At 72.2% G+C, this 26,968-nt stretch carries 28 protein-coding genes; 16 read left to right on the top strand and 12 right to left on the bottom strand.

The annotated features are described in order from the left end of the window. Position 1 precedes the first annotated feature (1 nt). Complete coding sequence (locus P5G59_RS16750; protein ID WP_301220136.1) at positions 2 to 1,675, top strand: MucBP domain-containing protein; 1,674 nt, start codon at positions 2 to 4, stop codon at positions 1,673 to 1,675. Positions 1,676 to 1,745: 70 nt separating this feature from the next. Here the strand turns inward: P5G59_RS16750 and P5G59_RS16745 are convergent, their stop codons facing one another. From P5G59_RS16745 to P5G59_RS16725, 5 genes are all read right to left on the bottom strand, one after another. Next, a complete protein-coding gene (locus P5G59_RS16745; RefSeq protein WP_301220135.1) occupies positions 1,746 to 2,078 on the bottom strand; it encodes a peptidase in 333 nt (110 codons plus the stop codon). After that, positions 2,075 to 3,286 carry an inorganic phosphate transporter gene (locus P5G59_RS16740; RefSeq protein ID WP_301220134.1) on the bottom strand — a complete coding sequence of 404 codons (1,212 nt, stop codon included), beginning with the start codon at positions 3,284 to 3,286 and terminating at the stop codon, positions 2,075 to 2,077. Before P5G59_RS16740 ends, P5G59_RS16745 begins: the two co-directional genes overlap by 4 nt. Positions 3,287 to 3,416: 130 nt before the next feature. Then, the gene (locus tag P5G59_RS16735) at positions 3,417 to 6,005 is read right to left on the bottom strand and encodes a DEAD/DEAH box helicase (protein ID WP_301220133.1); all 2,589 of its coding nucleotides are present in this window, start codon (positions 6,003 to 6,005) and stop codon (positions 3,417 to 3,419) included. Between the two features lie 77 nt (positions 6,006 to 6,082). Then, a complete protein-coding gene (locus P5G59_RS16730; RefSeq protein ID WP_301220132.1) occupies positions 6,083 to 6,307 on the bottom strand; it encodes a hypothetical protein in 225 nt (74 codons plus the stop codon). A gap of 25 nt (positions 6,308 to 6,332) precedes the next feature. After that, complete coding sequence (locus P5G59_RS16725) at positions 6,333 to 7,235, bottom strand: hypothetical protein (RefSeq protein ID WP_301220131.1); 903 nt, start codon at positions 7,233 to 7,235, stop codon at positions 6,333 to 6,335. 295 nt (positions 7,236 to 7,530) lie between these two features. Here P5G59_RS16725 and P5G59_RS16720 point away from each other — a divergent pair, with 295 nt between their 5' ends. Genes P5G59_RS16720 through P5G59_RS16680 form a run of 9 tightly spaced genes read left to right on the top strand, consistent with a single transcriptional unit; the run spans position 7,531 to position 15,954 of the window. After that, positions 7,531 to 9,057 carry a molybdopterin-dependent oxidoreductase gene (locus P5G59_RS16720; protein WP_301220130.1) on the top strand — a complete coding sequence of 509 codons (1,527 nt, stop codon included), beginning with the start codon at positions 7,531 to 7,533 and terminating at the stop codon, positions 9,055 to 9,057. A 45-nt stretch (positions 9,058 to 9,102) separates the two neighbouring features. Further along, on the top strand, positions 9,103 to 10,233 hold the full coding sequence (locus P5G59_RS16715; RefSeq protein WP_301220129.1) for a ThiF family adenylyltransferase: 1,131 nt from the start codon (positions 9,103 to 9,105) through the stop codon (positions 10,231 to 10,233). 31 nt (positions 10,234 to 10,264) lie between these two features. Beyond that, a complete protein-coding gene (locus tag P5G59_RS16710; protein ID WP_301220128.1) occupies positions 10,265 to 11,479 on the top strand; it encodes a molybdopterin molybdotransferase MoeA in 1,215 nt (404 codons plus the stop codon). Further along, on the top strand, positions 11,476 to 12,456 hold the full coding sequence (gene moaCB / locus P5G59_RS16705; protein ID WP_301220127.1) for a bifunctional molybdenum cofactor biosynthesis protein MoaC/MoaB: 981 nt from the start codon (positions 11,476 to 11,478) through the stop codon (positions 12,454 to 12,456). Before P5G59_RS16710 ends, moaCB begins: the two co-directional genes overlap by 4 nt. Beyond that, positions 12,453 to 12,866, top strand: coding sequence for a molybdenum cofactor biosynthesis protein MoaE (locus tag P5G59_RS16700; RefSeq protein WP_301220126.1), 414 nt, complete (start codon positions 12,453 to 12,455; stop codon positions 12,864 to 12,866). The genes moaCB and P5G59_RS16700 overlap by 4 nt, the downstream gene beginning before the upstream one ends. A 38-nt stretch (positions 12,867 to 12,904) precedes the next feature. Further along, positions 12,905 to 13,327, top strand: a complete 423-nt coding sequence (locus P5G59_RS16695) for a TOBE domain-containing protein (RefSeq protein ID WP_301220125.1) — start codon at positions 12,905 to 12,907, stop codon at positions 13,325 to 13,327. Continuing rightward, positions 13,324 to 14,127, top strand: a complete 804-nt coding sequence (modA, locus tag P5G59_RS16690; RefSeq protein WP_435871277.1) for a molybdate ABC transporter substrate-binding protein — start codon at positions 13,324 to 13,326, stop codon at positions 14,125 to 14,127. Before P5G59_RS16695 ends, modA begins: the two co-directional genes overlap by 4 nt. Before the next feature lie 7 nt (positions 14,128 to 14,134). Next, positions 14,135 to 14,932, top strand: coding sequence for an ABC transporter permease (locus P5G59_RS16685; protein ID WP_301220123.1), 798 nt, complete (start codon positions 14,135 to 14,137; stop codon positions 14,930 to 14,932). Then, positions 14,929 to 15,954, top strand: coding sequence for a sulfate/molybdate ABC transporter ATP-binding protein (locus P5G59_RS16680; protein WP_301220122.1), 1,026 nt, complete (start codon positions 14,929 to 14,931; stop codon positions 15,952 to 15,954). The genes P5G59_RS16685 and P5G59_RS16680 overlap by 4 nt, the downstream gene beginning before the upstream one ends. Before the next feature lie 70 nt (positions 15,955 to 16,024). Here the strand turns inward: P5G59_RS16680 and P5G59_RS16675 are convergent, their stop codons facing one another. After that, on the bottom strand, positions 16,025 to 16,270 hold the full coding sequence (locus P5G59_RS16675) for a MoaD/ThiS family protein (protein ID WP_301220121.1): 246 nt from the start codon (positions 16,268 to 16,270) through the stop codon (positions 16,025 to 16,027). After that, positions 16,263 to 17,360 (bottom strand): GTP 3',8-cyclase MoaA, encoded by a 1,098-nt coding sequence (gene moaA / locus P5G59_RS16670; protein WP_301220120.1) that lies wholly within the window; start codon positions 17,358 to 17,360, stop codon positions 16,263 to 16,265. Before moaA ends, P5G59_RS16675 begins: the two co-directional genes overlap by 8 nt. A gap of 47 nt (positions 17,361 to 17,407) precedes the next feature. Between moaA and P5G59_RS16665 the strand changes: the two genes are divergently transcribed. The 3 genes from P5G59_RS16665 to P5G59_RS16655 are packed head-to-tail and all read left to right on the top strand — an operon-like array spanning position 17,408 to position 19,031. Then, positions 17,408 to 18,001 carry a sulfite oxidase-like oxidoreductase gene (locus P5G59_RS16665; RefSeq protein WP_301220119.1) on the top strand — a complete coding sequence of 198 codons (594 nt, stop codon included), beginning with the start codon at positions 17,408 to 17,410 and terminating at the stop codon, positions 17,999 to 18,001. 14 nt (positions 18,002 to 18,015) lie between these two features. Then, positions 18,016 to 18,768, top strand: a complete 753-nt coding sequence (locus P5G59_RS16660) for an FAD-binding oxidoreductase (RefSeq protein WP_301220160.1) — start codon at positions 18,016 to 18,018, stop codon at positions 18,766 to 18,768. Beyond that, positions 18,765 to 19,031 (top strand): DUF6510 family protein, encoded by a 267-nt coding sequence (locus P5G59_RS16655; RefSeq protein WP_301220118.1) that lies wholly within the window; start codon positions 18,765 to 18,767, stop codon positions 19,029 to 19,031. The genes P5G59_RS16660 and P5G59_RS16655 overlap by 4 nt, the downstream gene beginning before the upstream one ends. Positions 19,032 to 19,116: 85 nt before the next feature. On the opposite strand, the gene P5G59_RS16650 is transcribed toward P5G59_RS16655, so the two are convergent. Both P5G59_RS16650 and P5G59_RS16645 read right to left on the bottom strand, forming a co-directional pair. After that, the gene (locus P5G59_RS16650; RefSeq protein ID WP_301220159.1) at positions 19,117 to 20,928 is read right to left on the bottom strand and encodes an APC family permease; all 1,812 of its coding nucleotides are present in this window, start codon (positions 20,926 to 20,928) and stop codon (positions 19,117 to 19,119) included. A gap of 178 nt (positions 20,929 to 21,106) precedes the next feature. Further along, the gene (locus tag P5G59_RS16645) at positions 21,107 to 22,609 is read right to left on the bottom strand and encodes an SDR family NAD(P)-dependent oxidoreductase (RefSeq protein WP_301220117.1); all 1,503 of its coding nucleotides are present in this window, start codon (positions 22,607 to 22,609) and stop codon (positions 21,107 to 21,109) included. Between the two features lie 29 nt (positions 22,610 to 22,638). Between P5G59_RS16645 and P5G59_RS16640 the strand changes: the two genes are divergently transcribed. Beyond that, entirely contained in the window at positions 22,639 to 23,067 is a 429-nt protein-coding gene (locus tag P5G59_RS16640) for a DUF1622 domain-containing protein (RefSeq protein WP_301220116.1), read from the top strand. A 4-nt stretch (positions 23,068 to 23,071) separates the two neighbouring features. Here P5G59_RS16640 and P5G59_RS16635 read toward each other — a convergent pair whose 3' ends face one another. Continuing rightward, positions 23,072 to 23,464: a DUF5997 family protein gene (locus P5G59_RS16635; protein ID WP_301220115.1), complete on the bottom strand. Its 393-nt coding sequence runs from the start codon at positions 23,462 to 23,464 to the stop codon at positions 23,072 to 23,074. A 33-nt stretch (positions 23,465 to 23,497) separates the two neighbouring features. Here P5G59_RS16635 and P5G59_RS16630 point away from each other — a divergent pair, with 33 nt between their 5' ends. Both P5G59_RS16630 and P5G59_RS16625 read left to right on the top strand, forming a co-directional pair. Beyond that, on the top strand, positions 23,498 to 24,085 hold the full coding sequence (locus P5G59_RS16630; RefSeq protein ID WP_301220114.1) for a LysR family transcriptional regulator substrate-binding protein: 588 nt from the start codon (positions 23,498 to 23,500) through the stop codon (positions 24,083 to 24,085). A 157-nt stretch (positions 24,086 to 24,242) separates the two neighbouring features. Beyond that, positions 24,243 to 25,523 carry an alpha-hydroxy-acid oxidizing protein gene (locus P5G59_RS16625; protein WP_301220113.1) on the top strand — a complete coding sequence of 427 codons (1,281 nt, stop codon included), beginning with the start codon at positions 24,243 to 24,245 and terminating at the stop codon, positions 25,521 to 25,523. Positions 25,524 to 25,539: 16 nt separating this feature from the next. Here P5G59_RS16625 and P5G59_RS16620 read toward each other — a convergent pair whose 3' ends face one another. Together P5G59_RS16620 and P5G59_RS16615 are read right to left on the bottom strand one after the other, a co-directional pair. Continuing rightward, the gene (locus P5G59_RS16620; RefSeq protein WP_175336429.1) at positions 25,540 to 25,947 is read right to left on the bottom strand and encodes a hypothetical protein; all 408 of its coding nucleotides are present in this window, start codon (positions 25,945 to 25,947) and stop codon (positions 25,540 to 25,542) included. Positions 25,948 to 25,959: 12 nt separating this feature from the next. After that, positions 25,960 to 26,883: an NADP-dependent oxidoreductase gene (locus tag P5G59_RS16615; RefSeq protein ID WP_301220112.1), complete on the bottom strand. Its 924-nt coding sequence runs from the start codon at positions 26,881 to 26,883 to the stop codon at positions 25,960 to 25,962. Positions 26,884 to 26,968 lie beyond the last annotated feature (85 nt).

Genomic DNA, 26,968 nt, shown 5'->3' with positions numbered 1-26,968 from the left:
GATGCATTTCAGAAGAACACTCTCCGTGCTGACCGCCGGCACCATCGCCGCGGCCGGGCTCACCCTGACCACACCGGCTGCGGCCCCCGCGCAAGCGGAGACGGTCAGCCCGGACACCATCACAGCCATGGCCGTCGACGAGGCGAAGAAGCAGGGCGACGCCCAGGACTACTCCCTCCCGCTGCAGAAGCCGGTCCGGAAGATCCTCTTCCTCGGCCTGACCGATGTGACGACCGGAGACGGCGTGCGCCACACCCTCTCGGCGGACTACCGCACCTGGGCGAAGAACATCATGGGCCAGTTCGAGAGCCTGACGGAGTCGACCGGGATGGTGGACGTCGTTCCGACCCTGAAGTTCGACGACGGGCCCGTGAAGCTCGGCGCCGGAGACAACAAGGTCCACGAGTGGGGCATCGCCGACGCGTTGAACCGCGCGTCGGGCATGGCCGAGTACGACGCCATCATGCCGTTCTACAACGAGAACGCCGGAGGTGCCACCTTCCCGGGCTACTACGACGACCGCTACAGCCGCGGTGCCGGCTACTCCTTCTGGTCTCTCCTGAACGCCGGCGACGCGTCGAAGTTCCCCGGGCTGTCGCAGCCGGTCGAGTATTCGACCGATATCGCCCTCCACGAGTTCAGCCACCAGCTCGAGTTCAACAACCTCGGCTACGCCTACCCGGCCGTCCACGACAGCGAGAAGTATCCGGGTCTGACGTGCCAGCCCGACACCCGATGCTCGCGCTTCTACCTGGCCTCATACTCCGGCGAGGTCCCGTCGGCAGGCAAGCACATCGGCTTCTTCCCGAAGATGTGGGCGACCAGCCCCCGCTTCCTCCACCGCCCGGCCATGGCGACCGTGCACTACCAGGACGACCTCGGCCGCACCATCGCCCCGGACGCCAACCTCTACGGCCCCGGCGGAGACGCCTACAGCCTGCCGGCCCCTCCGGCGATCGACGGCTACGGCACGCCGAAGCTCGCCTCCGGCAGCGCACCGGCCAGCGGCACGTTCACCACCGGCACCCGCATCGACATCACGTACGTCTACACCGGCAAACCCGCCGCGCTCGTCACCGTGCGCCACCTGAAGTCGGACGGAACCCGCCTAGCCAGGGATGTCACCATCGCCGGCACGGTCGGCGCCCCCTACGACGCTCGGCCTGTTGCAGTGAACGGCTGGCACCCGCAGAGCACCCCGGCCAACGCGACGGGCACCTTCGGCACCTCTGCTGTGACCGTGGCGTACGTCTACGAGAAGGACTCGGCCCCGGTCACCGTGCGCCACGTCGACGTCAACGGCGTCCCCCTCGCGCCCGACACCACCCTCACCGGTGCGTTCGGCGCCGCCTACACGGCCACCCCGGTCACGCTCGACGGCTGGGAGGTCAAGCGCACTCCGGGCAACGCCACGGGGGTCTTCCGCGCCGGCCCCATCACCGTGACGTTCGTCTACAAGCGCAACCCGGCCCCGGCAGCCCCGGTGACCGTGCGCCATGTTGACCGGGACGGCCGCGCGATCGCGCCCGACGCGACCCTGACGGGCACCGTCGGCGCCGCATACACGGCCACCCCGGTCACGGTCGACGGCTGGAGGGTCAAGCGCACTCCCGCCAATGCCACCGGGGCCTTCCGCGCCGGCCCCATCACAGTCACCTTCGTCTACACGAGATGACCCGCGCGGTCGGGCGGGTTCGAGCGGACCCCGAACCTGCCCGGCCGTGAAGCCGCCGCTTGCTCCGCGGCTACTGGTGGAAGTACGGGATGATCAGGTACAGCCCGTAGAGCACCGCCAGCGCGCACGCGGTGAAGCACGCGTAGGCGCCGGTCAGCGCCAGGCGCTTCTGGCCGGCGGTCAGCGGGTTCTTGCGCTGGGCCTTCTCGGCCTTGCGCTGCAGCTTGGCTGCCTTCTCTGGCGTCAGCACGGTGATCGCGTCGGTGAACTCGACCGGCTCGACGAAGAGGGCGCGACCGGCGACGGCGAGCAGGCGCGTGCCGAGCGCGTAGAACGCGACGACCACGCAGGAGCCGACGAGGGCCGCCGCGAAGACGAGGACGAACGCTGCCCAGTCGATCATGCCGACCTCCTCGGCCGCTCGCGCTTGAGCGGCTTCACCTTCTCGATCTTGACCGCCTTGCCGGACTGCGCGACCTCGCTCTTGCCCTGCAGCGGCACCGGCTTGACGGCGTTCTCGCTGCTGACCCGGTTGCGGCGGGCGCGCCAGAAGATGTAGACGACGACGGCGGTGCCCACGATCGTGTCGATGATGACGCCGACCGGTCCGAGGTTCGCGAGCAGGCCCGCGGCCGCGCCGACGATGGCCGCCGAGGGCAGGGTGAGCAGCCAGCCGATGGCGATGCGGCCCGCCGTCCCCCAGCGCACCGAGGAGCCTCGGCGGCCGAGGCCGGAGCCGATCACGGAACCGGACGCCACCTGCGTGGTGGAGAGCGCGAAGCCGAGGTGGCTGGATGCCAGGATGGTGGCCGCCGTGCTCGTCTCCGCCGCGAAGCCCTGAGCGGGCTTCACCTCGGTCAGGCCGCGGCCGAGGGTGCGGATGATGCGCCAGCCGCCCGAGTACGTGCCGAGCGCGATCGCGAGCGCGCAGGCGATGACGACCCAGATCTCCGGGCCGGAGCCGAGCGGCTGGAGTCCCGCGGAGATGAGGGTCAGGGTGATGACGCCCATGGTCTTCTGCGCGTCGTTGGTGCCGTGCGACAGCGCGACAAGCGACGACGAGAAGATCTGGCCGTAGCGGAAGCCGCCGCGGCCGTCGGGCCGGCCGTCGTAGCGGCGCGTGATCCAGTACGCGAGCTTGGTGGCGCTCCAGGCGACCACGCCCGCGGTGAACGGCGCGATCAGCGCGGGCAGCACGACCTTGTCGAGCACGACGACGAAGTCGATGGATTGGATGCCCGCCCCCACGATCGCGGCGCCGATCAGTCCGCCGAACAGCGCGTGGCTGGACGACGAGGGCAGGCCGAAGAGCCAGGTCACCATGTTCCACACGATTGCGCCGACGAGGCCCGCGAAGATGAGCACCGGCGTGATCTGCACGCCGCCGTCACCCTCCTTGATGATGCCGCCGGAGATCGTCTTGGCCACCTCGGTGGACAGGAAGGCGCCGATCAGGTTGAGCACGGCGGCGAGCGCCACCGCCACCTTCGGGCGCATGGCACCGGTCGCGATGGGGGTCGCCATCGCGTTGGCGGTGTCGTGGAAGCCGTTCGTGAAGTCGAAGAAGAGCGCCAGCAGAATGACCAGCACGACGATGAGGGTGAGGTCCACCGTTCTCTTTCTCGTGTCGTCGGATGCGTCCCTCCCGACCTAAGACGTCATCGGGAGTTCATGCAAGGGACCTGGCGCTGTTCAGACACCGTGACGATACTCACACGGCGCCTGCGTCGGGTCAAACTCGTCAGAGCCGCCCGACCGAGGTGACCCGGACGACGGCGACGCCCTCGCGCGCGGAGTCCTCCAGCAGCACGTCGGCGGCGATGCCCCAGTCGTTGTCCCCGGCGGGGTCGGCGATGATCTGGCGCACCCGCCAGACACCCTCCTCGCCGTCCGGCTTCTCGTCGACCAGGAGCATCGCCGCGGACCGCGCGGAAGCGTCGGTGAGGATCTCGTCGTGCTCGGCGTAGTACCGCTCGAGCGCCTCGTCCCACTGCGCCTCGGTGAACGGGGCGACGCCTCCGGCGAGCAGCGCGGCCTCCGCCTCCAGGACGCCGAGGTCGTGCACCCGGTCGAGAGCGGCCAGCTGGATGCGGCGGAACAGCTCGTTCCGCACCAGCACGAAGAACGCGCGCCGGTTGGTGGTGACGTTCCGCGGCGCCGGCGGCGCGAGCTCGGTCGTCTCGGCGGCGTGGCGGACGGCGTCGGGGTGGACGAGCTCCTCCCACTCGTCGAGCAGGCTGGAGTCGACCTGCCGCACCAGCTCGCCCAGCCACTCGACGATGTCGCGCAGCTCCTCGGTGCGGGCCTCCAACGGCACCGTCTGGTTCAGCGCACGGTAGGCGTCGGAGAGGTAGCGCAGCACGACCCCCTCCGACCGGGCGAGCTTGTAGAACGCGATGAACTCGCCGAAGGTCATCGCCCGCTCGTACAGGTCGCGCACGACCGACTTGGGGCGCAGCTCGAAGTCGGCGACCCAGGGCTGGCTGGAGGCGTACGTGGCGAACGCCTCGTGCAGCAGCACGTCGTGGGGCTTGGGATGCGTGACCTCCTCGAGCGCCTCCATCCGCTCCTCGTACTCGATGCCTTCGGCCTTCATCGCCGCGACGGCCTCGCCGCGGGCGTGGAACTGCTGCGCCGAGAGCACCGGCCGCGGGTCGTCGAGCGTCGACTCGACCACCGAGACGATGTCGAGCGCGTAGACGGGCGACTCCGCGTCGAACAGCTCGAAAGCGGCGAGCGCGAACGGCGACAGCGGCTGGTTGAGGGCGAAGTTGGGCTGCAGGTCGACCGTCAGGCGGATCTCCACCGCGTCACCCGTCCGGACGGCCTCCACGACGCCGGCCGTCAGCAGCGACCGGTACAGCTCGATCGCGCGGCGGGCGAGCGCGAGCTGCCGCTTCCAGGGCTCGTGGTTGTCGAACACCAGGTCGCGGACGTGGCCGTACACGTCGCCGCCGCGTCCGATCACGTTGATGAGCATGGCGCTGGTGATCTGCATCGACGAGGTGAGCGTCTCCGGCTCCGCCTCGATCAGCTTGCGGAAGGACGGCTCGCCCCAGGAGACGAACCCCTCCGGCGCCTTCTTGCGCACGATCTTGCGGCGCTTCTTCGGGTCGTCGCCCGCCTTCTCCAGCGCTTTCAGGTTCTCGGACTCGTGCTCGGGCGCCTGCGCGACCACGGTTCCGGCCGTGTCGTACCCCGCGCGTCCCGCCCGCCCGGCGATCTGGTGGAACTCGCGCGCGTTCAGCTGGCGCATCCGAGTGCCGTCGAACTTGGTGAGCGCGGTCAGCAGCACGGTGCGGATCGGGACGTTGATGCCGACGCCGAGCGTGTCGGTGCCGCAGATGACGCGCAGCATCCCGCGCTGCGCCAGCTGCTCGACCAAGCGCCGGTACTTGGGCAGCATGCCCGCGTGGTGCACGCCGATCCCCTGCCGCAGCAGGCGGGAGAGCGTCTTGCCGAAGCTCGTCGTGAAGCGGAACTCCCCGATCAGGTCGGCGATCGCCTCCCGCTGCTCCCGGCTCGCGATCTTGGCGCTGGAGAGCGACTGCGCCCGCTCCAGCGCCGCCAGCTGGGAGAAGTGCACGACGTAGATCGGCGACTGGCCGGTGTGCAGCAGGTCCTCGATCGTCTCGTGGACCGGGGTGACCTCGTAGTAGTAGTGCAGCGGCACCGGGCGCTCGACGCCGGTGACCGTCGCGGTGGCGCGGCCGGTGCGGCGCTCCAGGTCGGCGGCGAGCGCCGTGACGTCGCCGAGGGTGGCCGACATGAGCACGAACTGGGTGTGCGGGAGGGTGAGCAGCGGCACCTGCCACGCCCAGCCGCGGTCGGGGTCCGAGTAGAAGTGGAACTCGTCCATGACGACCTGCCCGACCGGCGTCTCATCGCCGTGCCGCAGGGCCAGGTTGGCGAGGATCTCCGCGGTCGCGCACACGATCGGCGCATCGGCGTTGACCGCGGAGTCCCCGGTGGTCATACCGACGTTCTCCGGCCCGAAGATGTCGACGAGCGAGAAGAACTTCTCCGAGACCAGCGCCTTGATCGGCGCCGTGTAGTAGGTGCGCTCGCCGCGGGCGAGGGCGGCGAAGTGCGCGCCGACGGCGACGAGCGACTTGCCGGTGCCGGTGGGGGTGCTCAGGATGAGATTCGCGCCGCCCACGACCTCGATGACGGACTCGTCCTGCGCCGGGTAAAGCTGGATGCCGCCTGCCTCGACCCACGCCACGAAGGTGTCGTACACCGCATCCTCGCTGACCGAGCCCGGCCCGGACCAGCCGGGGATGTCCTCGACGCGCAGGCGGCGGGCGGTGGGCGGGGCGGCGTCGGACATGATCCCCAAGCCTGTCACACCCATGCTCAGAGGGACGGTTCCGGTAGTTCGGAACCGCCCCTCGCGGTGATCTCCGCCTATGGTTTCTGCTGTCGAAATGCTGCGTCATCCGCTTCTCGACGCTCCAGCCACCGGGCCAACCTGGCGGCCGGAACGATCACGAACAGGGTGCAACAGTAGATCCCCAGCGGAGCCCAGTTGCTGGAGTTGGTGATCCCTCCGTCGGGCAAGAAGAGGGCGAGGGCGAACAGGATCGCTGTCCAGAACACGGACACGAACCAAATCCACTGGCGAAACTTCATCGCACTGCCTTTCTTCTGCGCCACCCTACGCGCAACCCGCTTTGACGAGTTGACCGAGGTAGGTGTAGCTGAACGCCCAATTGCGGCACTGGCTCAAGCGGGTAGCGCTGTATCCACCGATCGTCGAATACACGGCTGCCCCGATGACGGCACCGATCGGTCCAGTCAACGCGAGAAGCGCAATCGCTGTACCAGCCGACCCAGCGTTGATCGCCTGCGCCGTCGCCTGCGACATCGTGACCACGACGTAGGTGCCGAAGGTGACGCTGGGATCGGCCACAACGGGGAACGCCGTCGACGGCGTGAAGTCGACAACCTGCGTCAGCGTGTTTCCGCCGATCTCGTAGTGGGTGGCCACCGCGTTTCCCTCGGCGTCCTTCGCCCACGGTGCGGCAATGACAGCGGAAACCGTCGAGGACTGTCCATCGACGCGACCCACGAAGGCACTCCCATCCGGTGCGAGCTGGAGGGATTGGCCCTCCGGCACGGTCACGGGGTAGTCGTACCGCTTCGGGGCCTTCGCGTTCTCGATCACGGTGCTGATCTGCACCGTGCCGTCGGCCCGCACCACGGGGACGGTCGACGATCCGTTTTTGTTGTCGTACACGACCACGCCGGGCACCGGCGACGCCGTCGCGTCCGTGGCCTGCTCCGCGAAGGGCAACCCCATCGACACGCTCCCTCCCGGAAGGGTCGCTTGGACTCCCGCGGCGGCGTCCACTGGTACCTTCACCTTCACCCCGTCGGCTGTTGACGCCTGAACTGCTGCGTCCGCGGTGCCGCCCACTGCTATCGCGCCGGCCACGGCCTGCGGCGCCACGTCCTGGATCGCGGCGACCGCGTCCGCCGCATTGACCTCCGCCGCGTCGGTGGACGCGAACCCGGTCAGCCCTGCACCGATCATGCACAGGGCGGCCAACCTTGCCATCGACACCTTCACACGAGATTTCCGCATCGGGAACCTCCACTTTCGTTCCTCATCGAACGAGCGGACAAACGTCCTTCACCCGACCCCGTCAGGCCGGAAAGGTCACGGTCCGCGACCGCGCAGGCATCGACTGCCTGTACCCCCGTACCCTGCCGGAAATCCGCACCGCACCGCTCAATTAGGACAACACGACCCCGGGCATGGTGCCCACGGCCGTCACATGTGGCCACACGGACGGTCCGCCGCCGATGGCCGGATCGAGCGCGCACACAGCCGGCGCCCGTAGGTTTGCCCTATGGCTGAGTTCTGGCGGCCGGCGGCGGCCGGCGTCGCGAGCGTCGTCGCGGGTGTCGGGCTCGCCGAGCTCGTCAGCGCCTTCGTCGTGCAGAACGGTAGCCCGGTGCTCACCGTCGGCGCGCTCCTGATCGATCTCGCCCCGGCGTGGCTGAAGCAGGCCGTGATCGCGCTGTTCGGGACGGGCGACAAGGCGTTCCTGATCGTCGCGCTCGCCGTGGTCGTGCTCGCCGGCGCCGGTCTCGCCGGCTGGCTGGAGTTCCGGCGCCCCCCGCTGGGCCGCATCCTGATCGGCCTCGGCGGGGTGATCGGCGTGGTCGCAGCGGTGACCCGCGCGGGCAACGGCGTCGTCGACGCCCTGCCGTCGGTGCTCGCCGCGGTGGTCGCCGTCCTGCTGCTCGGCTGGCTGATCGGGATGCTGCGCGACACCCGGCCCACCCGCGTCGCGCCGCGCGGGCGGGTCAGCCGGCGGCGCTTCGTCGGCAGCACGGCGGCGACTGCCGCTGCCGGCGCGGTGGCCCTGGTGGTCGGCCAGGCGTCGGCCTCGGGCTTCCGCGGCGCCGCGGCCGCCCGCGCGGCCGTCAGACTGCCCGCCCCGGCCACCACCGCTCCCCCGATCCCGGCGGGGGCGTCGTTCGACATCCCGGGCCTCTCGCCGGTCATCACTCCGAACGCCGACTTCTACCGCATCGACACCGCCCTGCAGATCCCCGGCATCGACCCACGCGACTGGAAGCTGCGCATCCACGGGATGGTCGAGCAGGAGGTGGAGCTGACGTTCGCGCAGCTGCTCGCGCTGCCGCTGGAGGAGTCGACGACGACGCTGACCTGCGTCTCGAACGAGGTCGGCGGCGACCTGATCGGGAACGCGACCTGGCTCGGCTATCCGATCCGGCACCTGCTGGCCCGGGCGAAGCCGTCCGCCGGCGCCGACATGGTGCTTTCGACGAGCCAGGACGGCTGGACCGCGTCCACTCCGATCGAGGCCCTGACCGATGAGCGGAACGCGATCCTCGCCGTCGGGATGAACGGCCAGCCGCTCCCGCTCGAGCACGGCTACCCGGTGCGGATGGTCGTGCCCGGCCTGTACGGCTACGTCTCGGCCACGAAATGGGTGGTGTCGCTGGAGGTCACCCGCTTCGCCGACCACACCGCGTACTGGACGGAGCGCGGCTGGTCGGAGCGCGGACCGGTGAAGCTCTCCTCCCGGATCGACGTGCCGGCCGCGGGACGGCAGGTGAAGGCGGGCACCGTGGCGGTCGCGGGCGTCGCCTGGTCGCAGCACGTCGGCGTGAGCGCCGTGCACGTACGCGTCGACGACGGACCGTGGCAAGAGGCGACGCTCGCCGACGCGATCTCCGCCGACACCTGGCGGCAGTGGCGCTACGCGTGGGAGGCGACGCCCGGGGCTCACACGCTCACCGTGCGGGCGACCGACGCGAACGGCAAGGTCCAGACCTCCGCCGTGCGCGATGTGGTGCCCGACGGCGCGACCGGGCTGCACAGCGTCAGCGTGACCGTCGTCTGAGTCGCCGCGGTGTGATGCGGGCCGCGGGTGTGATTGGCTGAGGTCATGGCCCTCCCGCCCCTGGTCGAACCCGGTCCCGAGCTGACGCCGGAGCGCACCGCCCGGTACGCCCGCACCACGCAGCTGCCCGGCTTCGGGCCGGTGGCCCAGCGCCGGCTGCGGGCCGCACGCGTGCTCGTCGTCGGTGCAGGCGGTCTCGGCTCCGCGGTGCTGCCGCTGCTCGCCTCGACCGGGTTCGGCACGATCGGCATCGTCGACGACGACCGGGTGGAACCGAGCAATCTGCCGCGCCAGTCCATCCACACGCCATCCGATGTCGGCCGGGCCAAGGTGGAGTCGGCGGCGGAGACCGTGCGCGCGCTCGACGACACGATCGAGGTCCGGCTGCTGGCCGAGCGGCTCACCTCCGAGAACGCGCGGGAGATCCTCTCCGGCTACGACCTCGTGCTCGACGGAAGCGACAACTTCCCCACCCGGTACCTGGTCGACGACGCCGCGACGCTCGCCGGCATCCCCGTCGTCTGGGGCGCCGTGCACCAGACCGGCGGCCAGGCCGGCCTCAGCTGGGCGGCGCAGGGGCCGACTTACCGCGACCTGTTCCCGGTGCCTCCCGCGCCGGGCAGCGTCGCCAGCTGCGCGGAGGCCGGGGCGCTGCCGTCGGTGTGCGGCGTCGTCGGCGGCCTGATGGTCAGCCAGGCGATCCTCCTCGTCACCGGCACCGGCGATCCGCTGCTCGGTCGCGTCGTCGTCCACGACGGCCTGCGCGGCACGTTCCGCGAGCTCGCCTACGAGCGCGACCCGGAGGCGGCGCCTGTCACCGGGCTCATCGACTACGACCTGTTCTGCGGCGTGACCGACACGATGTCGCCCGCCGAGCTCCACGCGCGGCTGGTCGCGGGCGAGCCGCACACGCTGCTCGACGTGCGGGAGCCGTGGGAGGCCGACATCGTGGAGCTGCCCGGCTCGCTGCTGGTGCCGCTCGGCGTGATCGAGCGCGACCCGGAGGGCGTCGCGGCCCGGCTGCCCGACGGCCCGCTGGTGATCGTCTGCCACCACGGCATCCGTGCAGAGACCGCCCGGCAGCTGCTCGACGGCGCCGGGGTGCCCGGTCTCGTCCTCGCCGGCGGCATCGAGGCGTGGGCGCGCGACGTCGACCCGACCCTCCCCCGGTACTGACCGTGCACGCCCGGCGCGGGATACTGAACCCATGACCACAGCGCGCAGCGTCGAGGAGCACGCCGGGATCGTCGCGCGGATGCTGGAACCGCTCGGCGACGAACCTTCCGTCGAGACCGTGCCGCTGGCCGAGGCGCTCGGCCGCGTCACCGCGGGCGAGGTGCGGTCGGAGGTCGACCTTCCGCTGTTCCGCAACTCCCAGATGGACGGGTACGCGGTGCGGGCGGCCGACATCCACGCCGTTCCGGTCGCCCTGGAGGTGAGCGGAGACATCCCCGCGGGGCACACCAGCCCCGTGACCCTGATCGCCGGCACCGCGCTCCGCATCATGACCGGCGCTCCGGTGCCGACCGGCGCCGACGCGATCGTGCCGGTGGAGGACACCGGGCTGATCCTCGGCCGCGACGACGACCTCGAGGGCGCGGTCGTCGAGATCCGCCGCTCCCGCACCGCGGGCGAGTACGTCCGCGAGCGCGGCAGCGACGTCCGCCGCGGCGACGTGCTCGTGCCCGAGGGAACGCGGCTCGCGCCCCGGCACCTCGCGGCGCTCGCCGCAGCGGGCGTCGAGGCGGTGGCCGTGCGCGCCCGGCTGCGCGTCGCCGTCCTGACCACCGGATCGGAGCTCGTGACCTCGGGCTCCCCCGCGCACGGCCAGGTCTTCGACGCCAACGGCATCGCGCTCGCGGCGCTCGTCGAGGAGGCCGGAGCGGTCGTCTCGGTGCGCGCGAGCAGCGACGACGATCCCGGCGCGTTCGCCCGCATCCTGGACGACGCGATCCGGTCGAGCGACCTCGTCATCACCTCCGGCGGCATCTCCAAGGGCGCCTACGAGGTGGTGCGCGAAGTGCTGCTGCCCCGCGGCGCGGACGTGACGTCGGTGGCGATGCAGCCGGGCGGACCGCAGGCGACCGCGGTGATCGACGGCGTGCCGGTGGTCGCGTTCCCCGGCAATCCGGTCAGCACCCAGGTGTCGTTCGCCGTGTTCCTGCGCGGGCCGCTGCGAGCGGCCGCCGGGCTGCCTCCGCTGCCGCCGCAGCGGGCGACGCTCACCGAGGCCGTGCGCTCTGTGCCCGGCCGGCGGCAGTTCCTGCGCGGCCGGCTCGGCGAGAGCGGCGGCGTCGCCCCGGTCGCGGGCCCGTCGTCGCACCTGGTGGCCGCGATGGCCAAGGCCGACGTGCTCATCGACGTACCCGTGGAGGCGGAGGCGCTCGACGCGGGCTCCGCCGTGACAGTCTGGACGCTATGACGCAGTTGACCCACCTCGACGCCGACGGCCGTGCCCGCATGGTCGATGTCGGAGGCAAGCCGGAGACCGACCGGGAGGCGGTCGCGCGCGGCCGCTTCGTGACCACCCCGGAGGTGGTCCGGCTAGTGGCCGCCGACGACCTGCCCAAGGCGGACGTGCTCGCGACGGCCCGCATCGCCGGGATCGGCGGGGCCAAGCGCACGAGCGAGCTCATCCCGCTCTGCCACCCGCTGCCGCTGAACAGCGTGCGGGTCGACTTCGAGCTGGACCCCGACGCCGGCGCCATCGAGATCGAGGTCGTCGCACGCACGCACGGCCGCACCGGCGTGGAGATGGAGGCGCTCACGGCGGTCGCGGTCGCCGGGCTCACCCTGCACGACATGGTGAAGGCGGTGGACCCGGCAGCGACGCTCACCGACGTCCGGCTCGTCGCCAAGAGCGGCGGGAAGCGCGGCGAGTGGCGGCGGGACGGCGAGCCCACGGAGGCGGCGCCCGCCGAACCCCAGACGACCCATCCCGCGATCGTGCTGGTCGCCTCCACCCGCGCCGCCCACGGCGTCTACGAGGACACGACCGGCCCGGTGATCGCGGACTGGCTGGCCGAGCGCCGGCTTCCCGCCGACGTGCGCGTCGTCGCCGACGCCGAGGTGGACGCGGCCCTGCGCGCCGCCGTCGCCGAGCTTCCCCTCGTGCTCATCACCACCGGCGGCACCGGCGTCTCGCCGACCGACCGCACGCCCGAGGCGACGGCCGCCCTGCTCGACCGGGAGCTCCCCGGCATCGAGGAGGCACTGCGGGCGCGCGGCACCGCGGCGACCCCGCTCGCGGCGCTCAGCCGCGGCCGGGTCGGGGTGGCCGGTCCGACCCTGGTGGTCAACCTCCCGGGCTCGCGCGGCGGCGTCGCCGACGGTCTCGCGGTGCTCGACGAGCTGCTCCCCCACCTGCTCGACCAGCTGCGCGGAGGCGACCACTCGTGAGCGACATCCTGGCGGCCGTCACGGCCGATCCGCTCGACCCGTCCACCGTGGACGAGTTCGTCTGGCGCGCGGAGGCCGGCGCCGTGGTGTCTTTCCAGGGCATCGTGCGCGACCACGACGGAGGCAAGGGCGTCGTCTCGCTCGACTACCGGGCGCATCCCGACGCGGAGGACTTCCTCCGGGCGTGCTGCGAGGAGGTGGCGCGCACGAGCGGCCTGCGGGTCGCCGCGCAGCACCGCGTCGGCTCGTTGACGATCGGCGACCTGGCGCTCATCGCGGCCGTCGCAGCCCCGCACCGCGCGGAGGCGTTCGCGGCATGCGCCGAGCTGGTCGAGATCATCAAGGCGCGCGTGCCGATCTGGAAGCGGCAGCACTTCACCGACGGTGCCTCGGAGTGGGTGGGTCTCTAGGCTTCCCCATCCGCAACTGCGGTCATAGGCTGGACTTCGTGCCGCAGATACGGATCAAGGACGCCGCGCTCTACCTCGGCGTGAGCGATGACACCGTTCGACGCTGGATCGAGGCCGGGCTGCTCGGCAGCGCCCGCGACGACAGCGGACGGACGGTGGTGGACGGCCTCGAGCTCGCGCAGCTCGCCCGGCAGAACGCCGTGCTGCCCTCCGACCCGTCGGGGGTCGCCGGTTCGGCCCGCAACCGGTTCGTCGGGCTCGTGACCGACATCGTCGTGGACACGGTGATGGCGAAGGTGGAGCTGCAGTGCGGCCCGCACCGCGTGGTCTCGCTCATCAGCAGCGACGCGGTGCGCGACCTCGGGCTGGAGCTCGGGTCGGTGGCGGTCGCCGTCGTGAAGGCGACCAACGTGATCGTGGAGACGCCCGCGGGTCACGGCGGACCGGCGGTGTCGCGGTGACGCGCGTGGGGCTGCGCGCTTCCGTCGCGCTAGCGGTGGCCGCGGGGCTGCTGCTGAGCGGCTGCAGCAGCACGATCGACGACCCCGCATCGACGACGACGCCGACGCCATCCGCAGGCGACGTCCACGGCACCGTCACCGTGTTCGCGGCCGCCTCCCTCACCGCGACGTTCACGCGACTCGGGAAGGAGTTCGAGGCCGCGCATCCCGGAGCGACGGTCTCCTTCTCGTTCGCGGGCTCGTCCGACCTCGTTTCGCAGCTGACCGCCGGCGCCCCGGCCGACGTGTTCGCCTCCGCCGACCAGAAGAACATGACGAAGGCGGTGGATGCCGGCGTCATCGAGGGCACGCCGGCGGACTTCGCGACGAACGTGCTGGCGATCGCCGTGCCTCCCGGCAATCCCGCGCACGTGAAGAGCTTCGCCGACCTCGCCTCCCCGTCGGTGAAGACCGTGATCTGCGCACCCCAGGTGCCGTGCGGCACCGCGACAGCGGCGGTCGAGAGGTCGGCGGGCGTGACGCTGACGCCGGTGAGCCAGGAGTCGTCGGTGACCGACGTGCTCGGCAAGGTGATCTCGGGCGAGGCCGACGCCGGTGTCGTCTACGCCACCGACGTGAAAGGCGCGGGCGGCAAGGTCGCCTCTGTGCCGTTCCCGGAGGCGGCGAAGACCGTCAATGTCTACCCGCTCGCGACCGTCGCGCACGCCCCGAACCCGGCCGGAGCCGCGGCGTTCGTCGCGTTCGTCACCGGTCCGAGCGGCCGGTCGGCGCTGCGGGCCGCGGGCTTCGGGCTGCCGTGAGCGGCCGATGAACGTCCGTCTCGGCGTCCCCCGCTGGGTGCTCGCCGTCGCCGCGGTCGGTGCCCTCTTCGTCGTGCTCCCACTGGTGGCGATGGCGCTCCGCGTCGACTGGCCGCACTTCGTGCCGCTGATCACCTCGCCGTCGTCGGTGGATGCGCTGCTCCTCAGCCTGCGCACCTCGCTGCTGGCCACCGCCGGCTGCCTGGTGCTCGGCGTCCCGATGGCGGTGGTGCTCGCGCGCGTGCCGTTCGCCGGGCAGCGGGTGGTGCGCGCGATCGTGCTGCTGCCGCTCGTGCTGCCGCCGGTCGTCGGCGGCCTCGCGCTCCTCGCCCTCTACGGCCGGCGCGGGCTGCTCGGCGGCGCGCTCGACGTCGCGTTCTCGACCCCCGCGGTGGTGATCGCGCAGACGTTCGTGGCGCTGCCGTTCCTCGTGCTCAGCCTGGAGGGCGCGCTGCGCTCCGCGGGTGAGCGCTACGAGGCCGTGGCCGCGACGCTCGGCGCGCGTCCCTCCGCCGTGCTGTTCCGGGTGACGCTGCCGCTCGTGCTGCCCGCAGTGGTCTCCGGCGCCATCCTGTCGTTCGCGCGGGCGCTGGGCGAGTTCGGCGCGACGCTCACCTTCGCCGGCAGCCTGCAGGGTGTCACCCGCACCCTGCCGCTGGAGATCTACCTGCAGCGCGAGACCGACCCTGATGCCGCGGTGGCCCTCTCGCTCGTGCTCATCGCCGTCGCGATCGCCGTGGTCGCCGTCGCTCACGGCGCCGGCGAGCGGGTGCGGCCGTGGCGGGCCGCACGGAGCGTCGCGTGAGCCTGCGACTGGAGGCCGCGCTCGACGCCCGCGACGTCGCCGTCTCGCTGTCGCTCGACCACGGCGAGACCCTGGCCGTGCTCGGCCCGAACGGTGCGGGCAAATCGACCGTGCTCGGGATGCTCGCCGGGCTGGTCCGCCCCGACCGCGGGAGCGCGACGCTCGGCGACGACGTGCTGTTCGATCTGCCCGCCTCCTGGCGCCCGCCGCACCGTCGCGGCGTCGCCCTGCTGGCGCAGGACGCCCTCCTGTTCCCGCACCTGACCGTGCGCCACAACGTCGCGTTCGGCCCGCGCTCCTCCGGCGCGACGCGCTCGGAGGCGGGCGCGATCGCCGACGAGTGGCTGCGGCGCACGGCGACCGACGCGTTCGCCGACCGGCGCCCGGCCCAGCTCTCGGGCGGCCAGGCGCAGCGCGTCGCCATCGCCCGCGCCCTCGCGGCGGAGCCCAGCCTGCTCTTGCTCGACGAACCCCTGTCGGCCCTCGACGTGGCGGTCGCGGCCGACGTCCGTGGGATGCTCGCCGACGTGCTCGCGGACCGCACGACGGTCCTCGTGACGCACGACGCGCTCGACGCCTACCTGCTCGCCGACCGCGTCGCGGTCATGCACGACGGCCGCGTCGTCGAGGAGGGTCCGACGCGGCGCGTGCTGGAGCGGCCGCGGCATCCGTTCACCGCTGAGCTCTCGGGGCTGACGCTGGTCCGCGGCGTCCGCACGCCCGACGGGATGCGCGCCGACGACGGGATGCTGCTCCCCGGCGAGCCCGTCGACCCTGTCGAGCAGGGGGCTCCGGTGCTGGCCGCGGTGCGCCCCTCCGCCGTGCGTCTGGCCCGGCCGGACGCCGGGACGATCGCCGCGACCGTCACCGCGCTCGAACCGCAGGCCGACCTCGTGCGCGTGCGCACCGACCGCCTCGACGCGCTCGTACCGCCCGCCGACGTGGCCGACCTCCGCCTGCGCGTCGGCGCCCACGTCGCGCTCGGGGTTCCGCCCTCCGCCGTCACCCTCTACCCCGCCTAAGGCGTCGAGTTGCACGTCGTGGTCGCTATTCACGTCGAATAGCCGCCACAAGGTGCAACTCGGAGGGTTGTTAGCCGCCGGCGAAGGGCGGGAGGACGTCGACGGTGTCGGTCAGGGCGCGGGAGGGATCGCGGGAGACGACACCGCCGACCAGGAACGACCCCGACCGCACCACGCGCTCCATGGCGTCCCCGTAGCGGGCCACCAGCTCGGCCTGCAGTCCGCCGACGGTCGCGTCGGCCACCTCGAGCCGCTCCTCCGGCCTCCCGGCCGCCTCCTCTGCGGCCGCGAAGTACCGCACGACGACCTCAGCCACCGATCGCCCCCATGCTCCGGACCGGCGGGGCGAACCCGGCCGCGTCCATCCCGTGCCCGGCCTGCTTGCCCCACATGGCCGCCTGCCACCAGCGTGCGATCTCGGCGTCGTCCGCGCCGCCGCGCAGCAGCCCGCGCAGGTCGGTCTCGTCATCGCCGAAGAGGCACGAGCGCACCGTGCCCTCCGCGGTGATCCTGGTGCGGTCGCAGGCCGCGCAGAACGAGCGCGTGACCGACGCGATGATGCCGACGGTCGCCGGGGCGCCGCCCACCGTCCAGCCCTCGACGCGCCACTCCTCGGCCGGGGCGTGCGGGTCGTCGCGGCCCGCCTCGACGAGGGTGAACCGCTCCCCCAGCACCGCGAGCAGCTCCTCGGCCGACACCATGTTCTCGCGCAGCCACGAGCGGTCGGCGTCGAGCGGCATCTGCTCGATGAACCGGAGCCGGCAGCCGTTCTCCAGCGCCCAGGCCAGCAGCTCCGGGGCGTCGTGCAGCGTGACCCGCATCATCACCGCGTTCAGCTTCAGCGGGGTCATCCCGGCCTCGTGCGCGGCCCGGATGCCCGCGAGCACGGCCGGGAGCCGGTCGCGGCGGGTCAGCCGGGCGAAGTGCTCGCGGTCGACCGTGTCGAGCGACACGTTCACGCGGGTGAGGCCGGCCTCCACGAGCGAGTGGATGCGGTGGTCCAGTCCGATGCCGTTGGTCGTGATCGACAGGTCGATGCCGGGCGCGGCCTCCGCCGAGCGTCCGATGATCTCCGCCAGGTCGGCGCGCATCAGCGGCTCGCCCCCGGTGAACCGGACCTCGCGCACGCCCAGGTCGCGCACGCCGATCCGCACCAGCCGCGCGATCTCCGTCGCGGTCAGCAGGTCATCGCGCGGGATGGCGGGGAGGCCCTCCGCGGGCATGCAGTAGGTGCAGCGCAGCGAGCACTTCTCGGTCACCGACACCCGCAGGTCGCGCGCGACGCGCCCGAACCGGTCGACGAGCCCGGAATGCTCCGGCCGCCCGTCGAGACTCGGCATGACGCCGGGAGCCGCGTCCGGGCGCAGCGCGGCCCGCAGCGGGAGTCCCAGATTCACGGCCGTCATGCTCTTCACCATAGACCGGCGGGCGGCCTCGGCAATAAGCTGCCGACATGGGAATCATCTCGTCCGGCTTCCTCGGCCGTCGGAGGACCGACGACCCCCGCCTCCCTCCGGGTCAGTATCTGACCGAGGGCTTCCCGGTGCTCTCCGCCGGGCCGACGCCCCGCATCGCCAAAGACGACTGGGCGTTCACGATCACCACCGAGAAGGGCGACGTGCACCGCTGGAGCTGGGACGAGTTCCTCGCGCTCCCGCAGGAGGACGTGAGCACCGACATCCACTGCGTCACCAGCTGGTCGAAGCTCGGGACGTCGTGGCGCGGCGTCGCGCTCGACACGCTCTTCAAGGACGTGGACACGTCGTTCGAGTACACGATGGCGCACAGCTACGGCGGCTACACGACCAACGTGCCGCTCGCCGACCTGCTGAACGGCAAGGCCTGGGTCGCGCACTCGTTCGACGGGAAAGACCTGGAGCCGGAGCACGGCGGCCCCGCCCGCCTGCTGGTGCCGCACCTGTACTTCTGGAAGAGCGCCAAGTGGGTCAACGGCCTGCAGATGCTGCCGCAGGACCAGCCGGGCTTCTGGGAGCAGAACGGCTACAACATGTACGGCGACCCCTGGAAGGAACAGCGCTACTGGTGAGCAGCGTATGGCGGGTGGCCGACGTGGTCGACACGCGGATGGAGACCCCGACGGCCCGCACCATCCGGCTGCGCATCCCTGGACTGCACGGCCATCTGGCCGGTCAGCACGTCGACATCCGGCTGACCGCGCCCGACGGGTACCAGGCGGTCCGGTCGTACTCGATCGCGTCCGGCGGCGGCCGGGGAGCCCTGGAGCCCCACGAGCTGCCGGACGACGAGCTGGAGCTGACGGTCGAGGAGCTCGCCGACGGCGAGGTCTCGCCGTACCTGGTCCGCGGCCTGCAGAAGGGCGACCAGCTGGAGGTGCGCGGTCCGGTCGGCGGCTGGTTCGTCTGGCGGCCGGGCGACAGCGGACCGGTGCAGCTGATCGCCGGCGGCTCCGGCGTCGTGCCGCTCATGTCGATGGCGCGGGCGCACGCGGCGGCGGCGAGCACCGCGCCGTTCCGGATGCTTTACTCGGTGCGCACGCCGTTCTCCGGGTACTACACCGACGAGCTCGCGGGGCTGGCGGCCGACGCCGCGGCGCCGCTCCACGTCGACTACGTCTACACGCGGCAGGCGCCGGCGGGCTCGGAGACGAAGCCCGGCCGCCTGACCGCCGAAGGATTCATGCAGCGCGTGCTGCCGGCCTCCGACTCCCCCACCTTCTTCATCTGCGGGTCGACGCCGTTCGTCGAGGCGGTCTCCGGCTGGCTGGTCGACGCGAATCACGACCCGGCGCGCATCCGCACCGAGCGCTACGGCGGCATCGGAGGGACGCCATGACGAACCAGGACTACCTCGACGGCAACGCCGCCGCCGGGCTGCTGTCGGAGGTGTTCGCGGCCGACATCACCACCGCAGTCGGCCAGTGCGTCAACTGCGGCGACGAGTCCGTCGTCGCCCGCGGCCGGGTCTACGTGGACGAGCACGGCCTCATCCTGCGCTGCTCCGTCTGCGGCGACGTGCTCGCCGTCGCCGCCGAACGTGCCGGCCGCCTCTGCCTCGACCTCCGCGGCCTCGCCTGGCTCGAGTTCCCCGTCGAGTAACCCCCACCGTCGACTCCGCGAATACTGCACGCCCGCGCGGCGTGTCGCGTGCAGTCTTCGCGGACTCGAGAGTGGGTGGCGGGCGTCAGGAGACGTGGACGGCGGGGCGGCGCTTGACGTCCTTCTCGGCCTCGCGGAGGACCTCGCGCGTGACGGGGGCGACCTCGCCGACGCCGGTGATCAGGTAGCGGAACATGTTCGAGATCGGGTTGCCCTCGGTCCACTCGAAGTAGATCGTCGGCACCACGCCGGTGACGTCGCGCATCTCGATGAGCACCGCCGCGATCGTGTTCGGCACGTTGCCGCTGCGCACCTGCAGCACCCGGTAGCCGTGCTTCACGACCCCCTGCACCACCAGGTCCTCCTCGAAGTCGGAGGAGTCCGACGGCAGCACCTCCAGGAAGATCGTGCGCGACCGCTGCGGGATGTGGCTGAACTTCCGCTCGTCCTTGTTCTTCTGCTCGTACTCCTTAGTGGTGTCCACGTCGGGCTCGTGCGAGATGATGCGGATCTCGCCCTCCTCCGCGTCCTCCAGGATGAAGTCGAGCGCCGTCACGTCGAAGGTCACCGAGGTGGCGCGCAGCTGGAACGACCGCCCGATGCGCGACACGATCGACACGGTCAGGATGCCGAGGATGAACAGCGCCGCGATGCGCAGGCCGTCGGGCCGCTCGATGATGTTGTCGATCGTGGTGTAGACGAAGATCGCCGTGATCAGCCCGAACGTCCACATGCGCTTCGGCTGCCGCTTGCGGCGCGCCGACAGGGTCACCGCGAGGGACGCCGACGTGATGAGCACCAGGACGCCGGTCGCGTACGCGCCGCCCTGCGCGTCCACGCTCGCCTGGAAGATCAGCGTGATGAGGAATGCGATCGCCGTGAAGACGAGCACCAGCGGTCGCACGGCGCGCGCCCACTGGGGCGCCATCCCGTACCGCGGCAGGTAGCGCGGCACCAGGTTGAGCAGTCCGGCCATCGCCGACGCGCCCGCGAACCAGAGGATCAGGATGGTCGAGAGGTCGTAGACCGTGCCGAAGCCGTTGCCCAGATACTCGTGCGCGAGGTATGCCAGCGCGCGGCCGTTCGCCTGCCCGCCCGGCTGGAACTCGCGCTGCGGGATGAGCAGCGTCGTGGTGAAGCTCGACGTGATCAGGAAGACGCTCATGATGATGGCGGCCGTGGTGAGCAGCCGGCCGGCGCCGCGGATGCGTCCCTTCGGGTACGCGGGGTCGTCGTCCGGCCGTCCCTTGATCTGCGGCATCACGGCGACACCCGTCTCGAACCCGGACAGGCCCAGCGCGAGCTTCGGGAACACCAGCAGCGCGACCCCGACGATGATCAGCGGGTTGCCGTTCTGCCGGAACAGCGCCTCCGACCAGTCGGTCACCGCCGTCGGGTGCAGGAACACCTGCACGATCGAGACGCCGACGACCACCACGTTGAGCGCCAGGTACACCGCGACCAGCACCACCGCGATGCCGATGGCCTCCTTGAAGCCCTTCAGGAACACCGCGCCGAGCAGGGCGAGCAGGAAGAGCGTGATCAGGACGTTGTTGCCGTGGAACCAGTCGGGCGCGAACGGGTTCTCGATCGCGTGCGCCGAGGCGTCCGCCGCGGAGAGCGTGATCGTGATCATGAAGTCCGTCGCCGCGAAGCCGAGCAGCACCAGCACCAGGAGCTTTCCAGCCCACCAGGGCAGCAGCCGCTCCAGCATGGCGATCGAGCCGGAGCCCTTGAAGCTCTCGCGCGCGACCCTGCGGTACACCGGGAGGGCGCCGAGCAGCGTCAGCGCCACCAGCACGAGGGTGGCGAACGGCGAGATCAGGCCGGCCGCCAGCGCCGCGATCGCGGGCTGGTAGCCGAGGGTCGAGAAATAGTCGACACCGGTGAGGCACATGACCTGCCACCACGGGTGGGTGCGCTCGGGGTTGCGCCCGTGCGGTCCCTGCTGGGTGCCGCGCTCGTCGACGAGGCCGGTGAGCAGCCAGTGCCGGAGACTGCCGCCCTTGGTCGACTTGGGTGCGGGGCGCGCCTGGCCGGGGACGGGGATCTCGCTCACGTCGTCAGCGTACTGCTCACCAGGCCGAGACACTGTAGTCCTTCAGGAAGACGCCGTGGAGGTCTTCGCCCGCCTCGCCGCGGACGATCGGGTCGTAGACGCGCGCGGCGCCGTCGACGAGGTCGAGCGGGGCGTGGAACCCCTCCTCGGCGAGGCGCACCTTCGTGTGGTGCGGGCGCTCGTCGGTGATCCATCCCGTGTCGACGCTCGTCATCAGGATGCCGTCGCTCTGGAACAGCTCCTCCGCGCTCGTGCGGGTCAGCATGTTGAGGGCGGCCTTCGACATGTTCGTGTGCGGGTGCCCTGCGCCCTTGTAGCGGCGGCCGAAGACGCCCTCCATCGCCGAGACGTTGACGACGTAGGAGCGGCCGGCGGCGGCCAGCGACGGGCGAAGGCGGTCGATCAGGATGAACGGCGCGGTCTGGTTGCACAGCTGGACCTCGAGCAGTTCGAGCGCATCGATGGAGCCGATGGCCTGGGTCCAGGAGTTGACGTGCGCCACATCCGGGACGAGCCCGCCCGCGTCGATGGCCGTGCCGTCGGCGTGCCGGGCGAGCGAGGAGGAGCCCGCGGTCATCGCTGCGGTGGCCAGGTCGTCGGCGGTGAGCGCGGCGGCGCCGGCCAGCTCGGCGATCGTGCCGCGCACGTCGGCGGCGGAAAGCAGCGGGTGCGCCGCCACCGACCGCTCCAGCGCGAGCGGATGCGGGTCGGCGGTGTGGCCGAAGGTCTCCAGCTCCGGCAGCGGCCCATCCGGCAGCGGCTGCGTCTCGGCCTCCGCCAGCAGCGAATAGGCGCCCGGCGAGCGCCGGACGGTCTGCGCGGCGTTGTTGATCAGGATGTCGAGCGAACCGCGCGCGGCGACCGAGTCGGCCAGCCCGATCACCTGGGCCGGGTCGCGCAGGTCGATGCCGACGACCCGCAGCCGGTCGATCCACTGCCCCGCGTCGGGCAGCTGCGAGAAGCGGCGCACCGCATCGCGCGGGAACCGGGTCGTGATCGTGAGGTGGGCGCCGTCGCGCAGCAGCCGCAGCGCGATATGCATGCCGATCTTCGCCCGGCCGCCGGTGAGCAGCGCGCGCTTGCCGGTCAGGTCGGTGCGGGCGTTGCGCTTGGCGTGGCTGAACGCCGCGCACGACGGGCAGAGCTGGTGGTAGAACCAGTCGACCTCGGTGTAGTGCTGCTTGCAGATGTAGCAGGCGCGGGAGGTGATCAGGGTGCCCGCGGTGCGGGATCCGGTGCTGCTGGAGGTCAGCTCGCGGCCACGGGTCTCGTCGTCGATGCGGTCGGGCGCGCCGGTCGCGGTGGCCGCGATGACGGCCTTGTCGGCGTCCTGCACCTGCTGCCGCAGGGTGCGCCGCCGCTCCTGCTTGACCGCCTTGAACATGTGGCCGGTCGCACGCCGGACGGCGACGAAGTCGGGATGGTCGTGGTCGAGCTCATGGAGGCGTTCGAGCACACGGAGGGTCGCCGCGAGATCGTCGGGGTCGATGCCGGACGCGGCCGGGGTTTCGGGAGGCACCGGAAGATTCTACGTGGCACCATGAACGCATGGATGCGCATGCGTTCTTCGAGGCGACCGGCATAGCGTTCGAGTTCGCCGGGGTCGCAGCGATGGCGGTCGGTTTCGTCGTCGCAGTCGTGCTCGCGCTCGTCGCGTGGCGGCGTCAGCGCAGCGGGGTCGCGGCGTTCCGGACGCTGCGGGAGAGCTTCGGCGGGGTGATCCTGCTGGGGCTGGAGATCCTGGTCGCGGCGGACCTGGTCAAGACGGTCACCTCGACGCCGTCGCTGACCGACGCGCTGGTGCTGGGGATCATCGTGCTCATCCGCACCATCCTGAGCTTCTCGCTGCAGATCGAGATCGACGGCGTCGCGCCGTGGCGCCGTGCGCTGCTGACCACGGGGCCGTCGGTCGTCGCGCACGCGGCGCGGTCGGCGATGCGCACGCCCGACGGCGGCGAGCAGCCGGCCGGGATGTGACGCTCTAGCGCTCCTCCGCCGCCCGCCGCGCCGCACGCTCGGCGTCGCGCTGCTTGACGCGGGCGTTCTCGGCCCGCACGGCCGCCTGGGTCGCGCGCTCGGCGACGAGCCACTCCGGCGGGTCGGCCAGCAGATCCTTGATCTGAGCGGTGGTCAGGGCCTCGGTGATGCCGCCGCGGGCGAGGCCGGAGTTCGAGACGCCCAGCTTGCGGGCGACGACGTCGCGCGGGTGCGGGCCGTCGGCGCGCAGCTCCTGCAGCCATGCGGGCGGCTCGGCGACCAGCGCGTCCAGCTCGGTGCGGCTGATCTCGCGGTCGCGGAAGTCCTCCGGCGCCGCCGGCAGGTAGATGCCGAGCTTCTTGGCCGCGGTGGCCGCCTTCATGGTCTGCGCCTTCATGTGCTCAAGGCTACCGTTCGCTACCCTCGTGAGGTGTCCTCCCCCTTCCGCGTAGCCTTCCCGCTCGGCGTGACCGTCGGCAAGTGGACGCGCACCTTCGAGCAGCGCTTCCCCCGCGTGGAGCTGGTGGTGCGGCCGAGCGACGACCCGCTCGCGGCCCTGGCGGCGGGCGAGGCCGACATGGTGTTCGCGCGGGACGCGGAGCCCGACGACGAGCGGCACCTCATCCCGCTGTACGCGGAGGACGTAGTGGCCGTCGTGCACCACGAGCACCTGCTGACGCTCGAGGAGACCTGGCGGCTGGCCGACTTCGACGACGAGCCGCGGGTGACCGGGAAGCCGTCGGAGGCGCTGATGCGCAGCGTCGCGTCGGGCGACGGGGTGGCGCTGCTGCCCGCGTCGGTCGCGAAGGCGCTGCGGCGGCGCGACGTGGTGGCCCTCCGGCTGGAGGACGCCCCGCAGAGCCGGATCGGCCTCACCTGGCCGCGCGAGGGACAGCATCCGCTGGTCGACGAGTTCATCGGGATCGTCCGCGGCCGCACCGCGCACAGCTCCCGCAACCCCGACGTGGCCGCGCGCGAGCGGGCCGGAGGCGCCCGAGCCCGCAAGCGCCGCCGCTGAGGCCGCGCGCCTGGTTGACGCGACACGCCGCCGCGACGCGCGCGCCCACGGCGTGTCGTGTCCACACGGCGGCATCCATGGGACGCAACACGCCGTCATCGCGCGGGCGTCACGGCGTGTCGCGACCCACGGATGCGTGGCGGGGCAGGATGGGGGCATGAGCGGAAGCGTCGGGCGCGAGGCGCAGGCCGAGATCTACCGGGCCGGGGTCGCAGGGCGGCGGCCGCGGGTGCCGGTCGGCGCGGCCGAGCTGGAGCGGGCGGCGCAGCGCCGGATGTCGCGTGCGGCGTTCGCGTACGTCGCCGGGTCCGCCGGGCTGGAGCGCACCGCGCAGGCCAACCTCGACGCGTTCCGCCGCCGCCGCATCGTGCCGAACGTGCTCCGCGACGTCTCGGCCCGCGACCTGTCCGTCGAGCTGTTCGGCGTGCGGCGCCCCACTCCCCTGCTGCTCGCGCCGATCGGCGTACTCGAGCTCGCCCGGCGCGGCGGCGATGCGCTGGCCGCGCGCGCGGCGGCCTCGCTCGGCGTCCCGGCGGTGCTCTCCACCCAGGCGTCGCAGCCGATGGAGGAGGTCGCCGCGGCGATGGACGCGGCGCGGCCCGGCGCCTCCCGGTGGTTCCAGCTGTACTGGAGCTCGTCGCGGGACCTGGTCGAGAGCCTCGTCGGCCGCGCCGAGCGCTCCGGCTGCGAGGCGATCGTCGTCACGCTCGACACGCACGTGCTGGGCTGGCGCCCGCGCGACCTCGCCCTCGGCTACCTGCCGTTCAGCCGCGGACTCGGCATCGCGCAGTACACGTCCGACCCGGTGTTCCGGGAGCTCGTGCGCGAGCGGGCCGCCCGCGGGGGCCGGACCGCGACCACGGTGACGCCCGCCGCGGTCGCCGCCTTCGCGAGCATCCTGCGCCACCACCCGGGTCGCCTCCGCGACAACCTCCGCTCCGGTGAGCCGCTCGCCGCGGTCGAGACGTTCCTCGACGTCTTCGCCGACCCGTCCCTGACCTGGGACGATCTGGCGTTCCTGCGCGAGCGCACGCGGCTTCCGATCGTGCTGAAGGGCGTGCTGCATCCCGACGACGCCCGCCGCGCTGTCGACGCCGGCGTCGACGCCGTGCAGGTCTCGAACCACGGCGGCCGCCAGCTCGACGGCGAGATCGCGGCACTGGACGCCCTCCCCGCGGTCGTGGACGCGGTGGACGGCCGCCTCCCCGTGCTGTTCGACAGCGGGATCCGTGGCGGGTCGGACGCCCTGGTCGCGCTCGCCCTCGGAGCCCGCGCGGTCGCCATCGGACGGCCGTACGTCTACGCCCTGGCGCTGGCCGGCGAGGAGGGCGTGCGCGAACTGCTGCGCAACACCATCGCCGAGCTGGACATCACGCTCGGCCTCGCCGGCGCGCGCAGCGTCGGCGACGTGGACGCGTCCCTCCTCGCCCCCGCCTGAACCGGCGGGCCGCCTGCTACGAGACCGCCGCCCCGATCAGCGACAGCAGCGCCTGCGCGTACGCGGCGTCGGCCTCCGGCTCCTCGAAGTACCGCTCCTGCCCCTCCAGGAGCACGGTGACCCGGTACCCGTCGGGCGTGCGGGCGAGGTGGCGGAAGGTGCCGCCGAGCAGCTCGCGCAGCTGGTCCTCACGCGGGATCCACAGCGCGTCCTCGACCGCGAGCGAGTCGAGCGCCCACTCCGTGGTGCCGTTGAAGCCCAGGATCGTACCGGTGTCGAAGTGGTGCGGCTCGATCGTCATGTCGCTGACCGTGAACCGCTCGCCCTCCATTCCGGGCCGGTCGATGGCGAAGGTGTCCCCTGACGCGGGCTGCCAGCGCAGCCCCGCGGCCCGCAGTTGCCGGGCGGTGTCCTCGTGGATCACGGATGCTCCCTCTCAGTCGGTGACGACGACGATCTTGCCGCGCACATGGCCGCCCTCGAGCCTCCCGAAGGCCTCGACGGTGCGCTCGATGGGGTAGATGGAGTCGATGGGCAGCACCAGCTCGTTCTCCGCCAGCAGGGCGGCCAGCTCGGCGAGCTCGTCGTTGCCCGCCGCGCGGCCGCCGACCGTGCTGGCGCCGTGCGCGTCCGGCCCGAAGGCGGCGATCGTGTTGACGCGCTCGATCGGGACGCCCAGCTCGAGCGCCGCCTGGATCGTGTCCGGCCCGTGGTTGTCGAGCACCGCGGTGACCCGGTCGTCGTCGAGCACATCGCGCACCCGGTCGGCCAGGCCGTCGCCGTACGCGACCGGGATCACGCCGAGCGACTCCAGGAACTCGTGGTTGTCCTCCGACGCGGTGCCGATCACGGTCGCGCCGGCCCGGACCGCCAGCTGCGCCGCCAGCACGCCCACGCCGCCGGCCGCCGCGCTGACGAGGACCGTGTCCCGCTCGTGCAGGTCGATCGAGCGGACGGTCGCCATGGCCGTGCGCCCGACCACGCCGAGCGAGCCGGCCACCTCGAAGGTGAGCGGGTCGGGCTTCGCCACCACCGCGCCGTCCTCAGGGACGACGACGAAGTCGGCGATGGACGCGAACGGGGCCGTGCCGAACACGGCCTGCCCGAGCTCGAACCGGGTCGCACCCTCCCCCAGCTCCTCGACGAAGCCGGCGAAGTCCTGCCCGATGCCGCTCGGGAGGGTGACGCCCATGTGCGCCGCCGCCTGCTCGGAGCGGTACGCCTTGTAGTCCATCGGGTTGAGCCCGGCCGCCATCACCCGCACGAGGAGCTGACCGGGGCCCGCCCACGGTCTGTCCCGCTCGACCACCTGCAGGTAGTCGCGAGAACCGAACTCCTCGAACTGGACGAATCGCGGCACGGATGGGCTCCTTCCCCTGGTAGGGAGGAGCCTAGCCCCGGCAGCCTCGGAACAGCAGGGACTCTCAGCCTAAGCCTCTCAGCCG

The sequence above is a fragment of the Leifsonia virtsii genome (assembly GCF_030433675.1).
In the GTDB taxonomy this organism is placed as follows: Bacteria; Actinomycetota; Actinomycetes; order Actinomycetales; family Microbacteriaceae; genus Leifsonia; species Leifsonia virtsii.
Note: the sequence above shows the minus strand (reverse complement) of the source record. Positions and strands in the feature narration are given on the sequence as shown.

Bases quoted from the DNA above. Each gene is read 5' to 3' on its own strand.
- P5G59_RS16750 (WP_301220136.1), top strand. From the start codon at position 2: ATGCATTTCAGAAGAACACTCTCCGTGCTGACCGCCGGCACCATCGCC.
- P5G59_RS16665 (WP_301220119.1), top strand. From the start codon at position 17,408: ATGGGAATCATCTCGTCCGGCTTCCTCGGCCGTCGGAGGACCGACGAC.
- P5G59_RS16625 (WP_301220113.1), top strand. From the start codon at position 24,243: ATGAGCGGAAGCGTCGGGCGCGAGGCGCAGGCCGAGATCTACCGGGCC.
- P5G59_RS16655 (WP_301220118.1), top strand. From the start codon at position 18,765: ATGACGAACCAGGACTACCTCGACGGCAACGCCGCCGCCGGGCTGCTG.
- P5G59_RS16745 (WP_301220135.1), bottom strand. From the start codon at position 2,078: ATGATCGACTGGGCAGCGTTCGTCCTCGTCTTCGCGGCGGCCCTCGTC.
- P5G59_RS16715 (WP_301220129.1), top strand. From the start codon at position 9,103: ATGGCCCTCCCGCCCCTGGTCGAACCCGGTCCCGAGCTGACGCCGGAG.
- P5G59_RS16735 (WP_301220133.1), bottom strand. From the start codon at position 6,005: ATGTCCGACGCCGCCCCGCCCACCGCCCGCCGCCTGCGCGTCGAGGAC.
- P5G59_RS16730 (WP_301220132.1), bottom strand. From the start codon at position 6,307: ATGAAGTTTCGCCAGTGGATTTGGTTCGTGTCCGTGTTCTGGACAGCG.
- moaA (WP_301220120.1), bottom strand. From the start codon at position 17,360: ATGACGGCCGTGAATCTGGGACTCCCGCTGCGGGCCGCGCTGCGCCCG.
- P5G59_RS16650 (WP_301220159.1), bottom strand. From the start codon at position 20,928: ATGTGCCTCACCGGTGTCGACTATTTCTCGACCCTCGGCTACCAGCCC.
- P5G59_RS16685 (WP_301220123.1), top strand. From the start codon at position 14,135: ATGAACGTCCGTCTCGGCGTCCCCCGCTGGGTGCTCGCCGTCGCCGCG.
- P5G59_RS16720 (WP_301220130.1), top strand. From the start codon at position 7,531: ATGGCTGAGTTCTGGCGGCCGGCGGCGGCCGGCGTCGCGAGCGTCGTC.
- P5G59_RS16725 (WP_301220131.1), bottom strand. From the start codon at position 7,235: ATGGCAAGGTTGGCCGCCCTGTGCATGATCGGTGCAGGGCTGACCGGG.
- P5G59_RS16640 (WP_301220116.1), top strand. From the start codon at position 22,639: ATGGATGCGCATGCGTTCTTCGAGGCGACCGGCATAGCGTTCGAGTTC.
- moaCB (WP_301220127.1), top strand. From the start codon at position 11,476: ATGACGCAGTTGACCCACCTCGACGCCGACGGCCGTGCCCGCATGGTC.
- P5G59_RS16635 (WP_301220115.1), bottom strand. From the start codon at position 23,464: ATGAAGGCGCAGACCATGAAGGCGGCCACCGCGGCCAAGAAGCTCGGC.
- P5G59_RS16710 (WP_301220128.1), top strand. From the start codon at position 10,265: ATGACCACAGCGCGCAGCGTCGAGGAGCACGCCGGGATCGTCGCGCGG.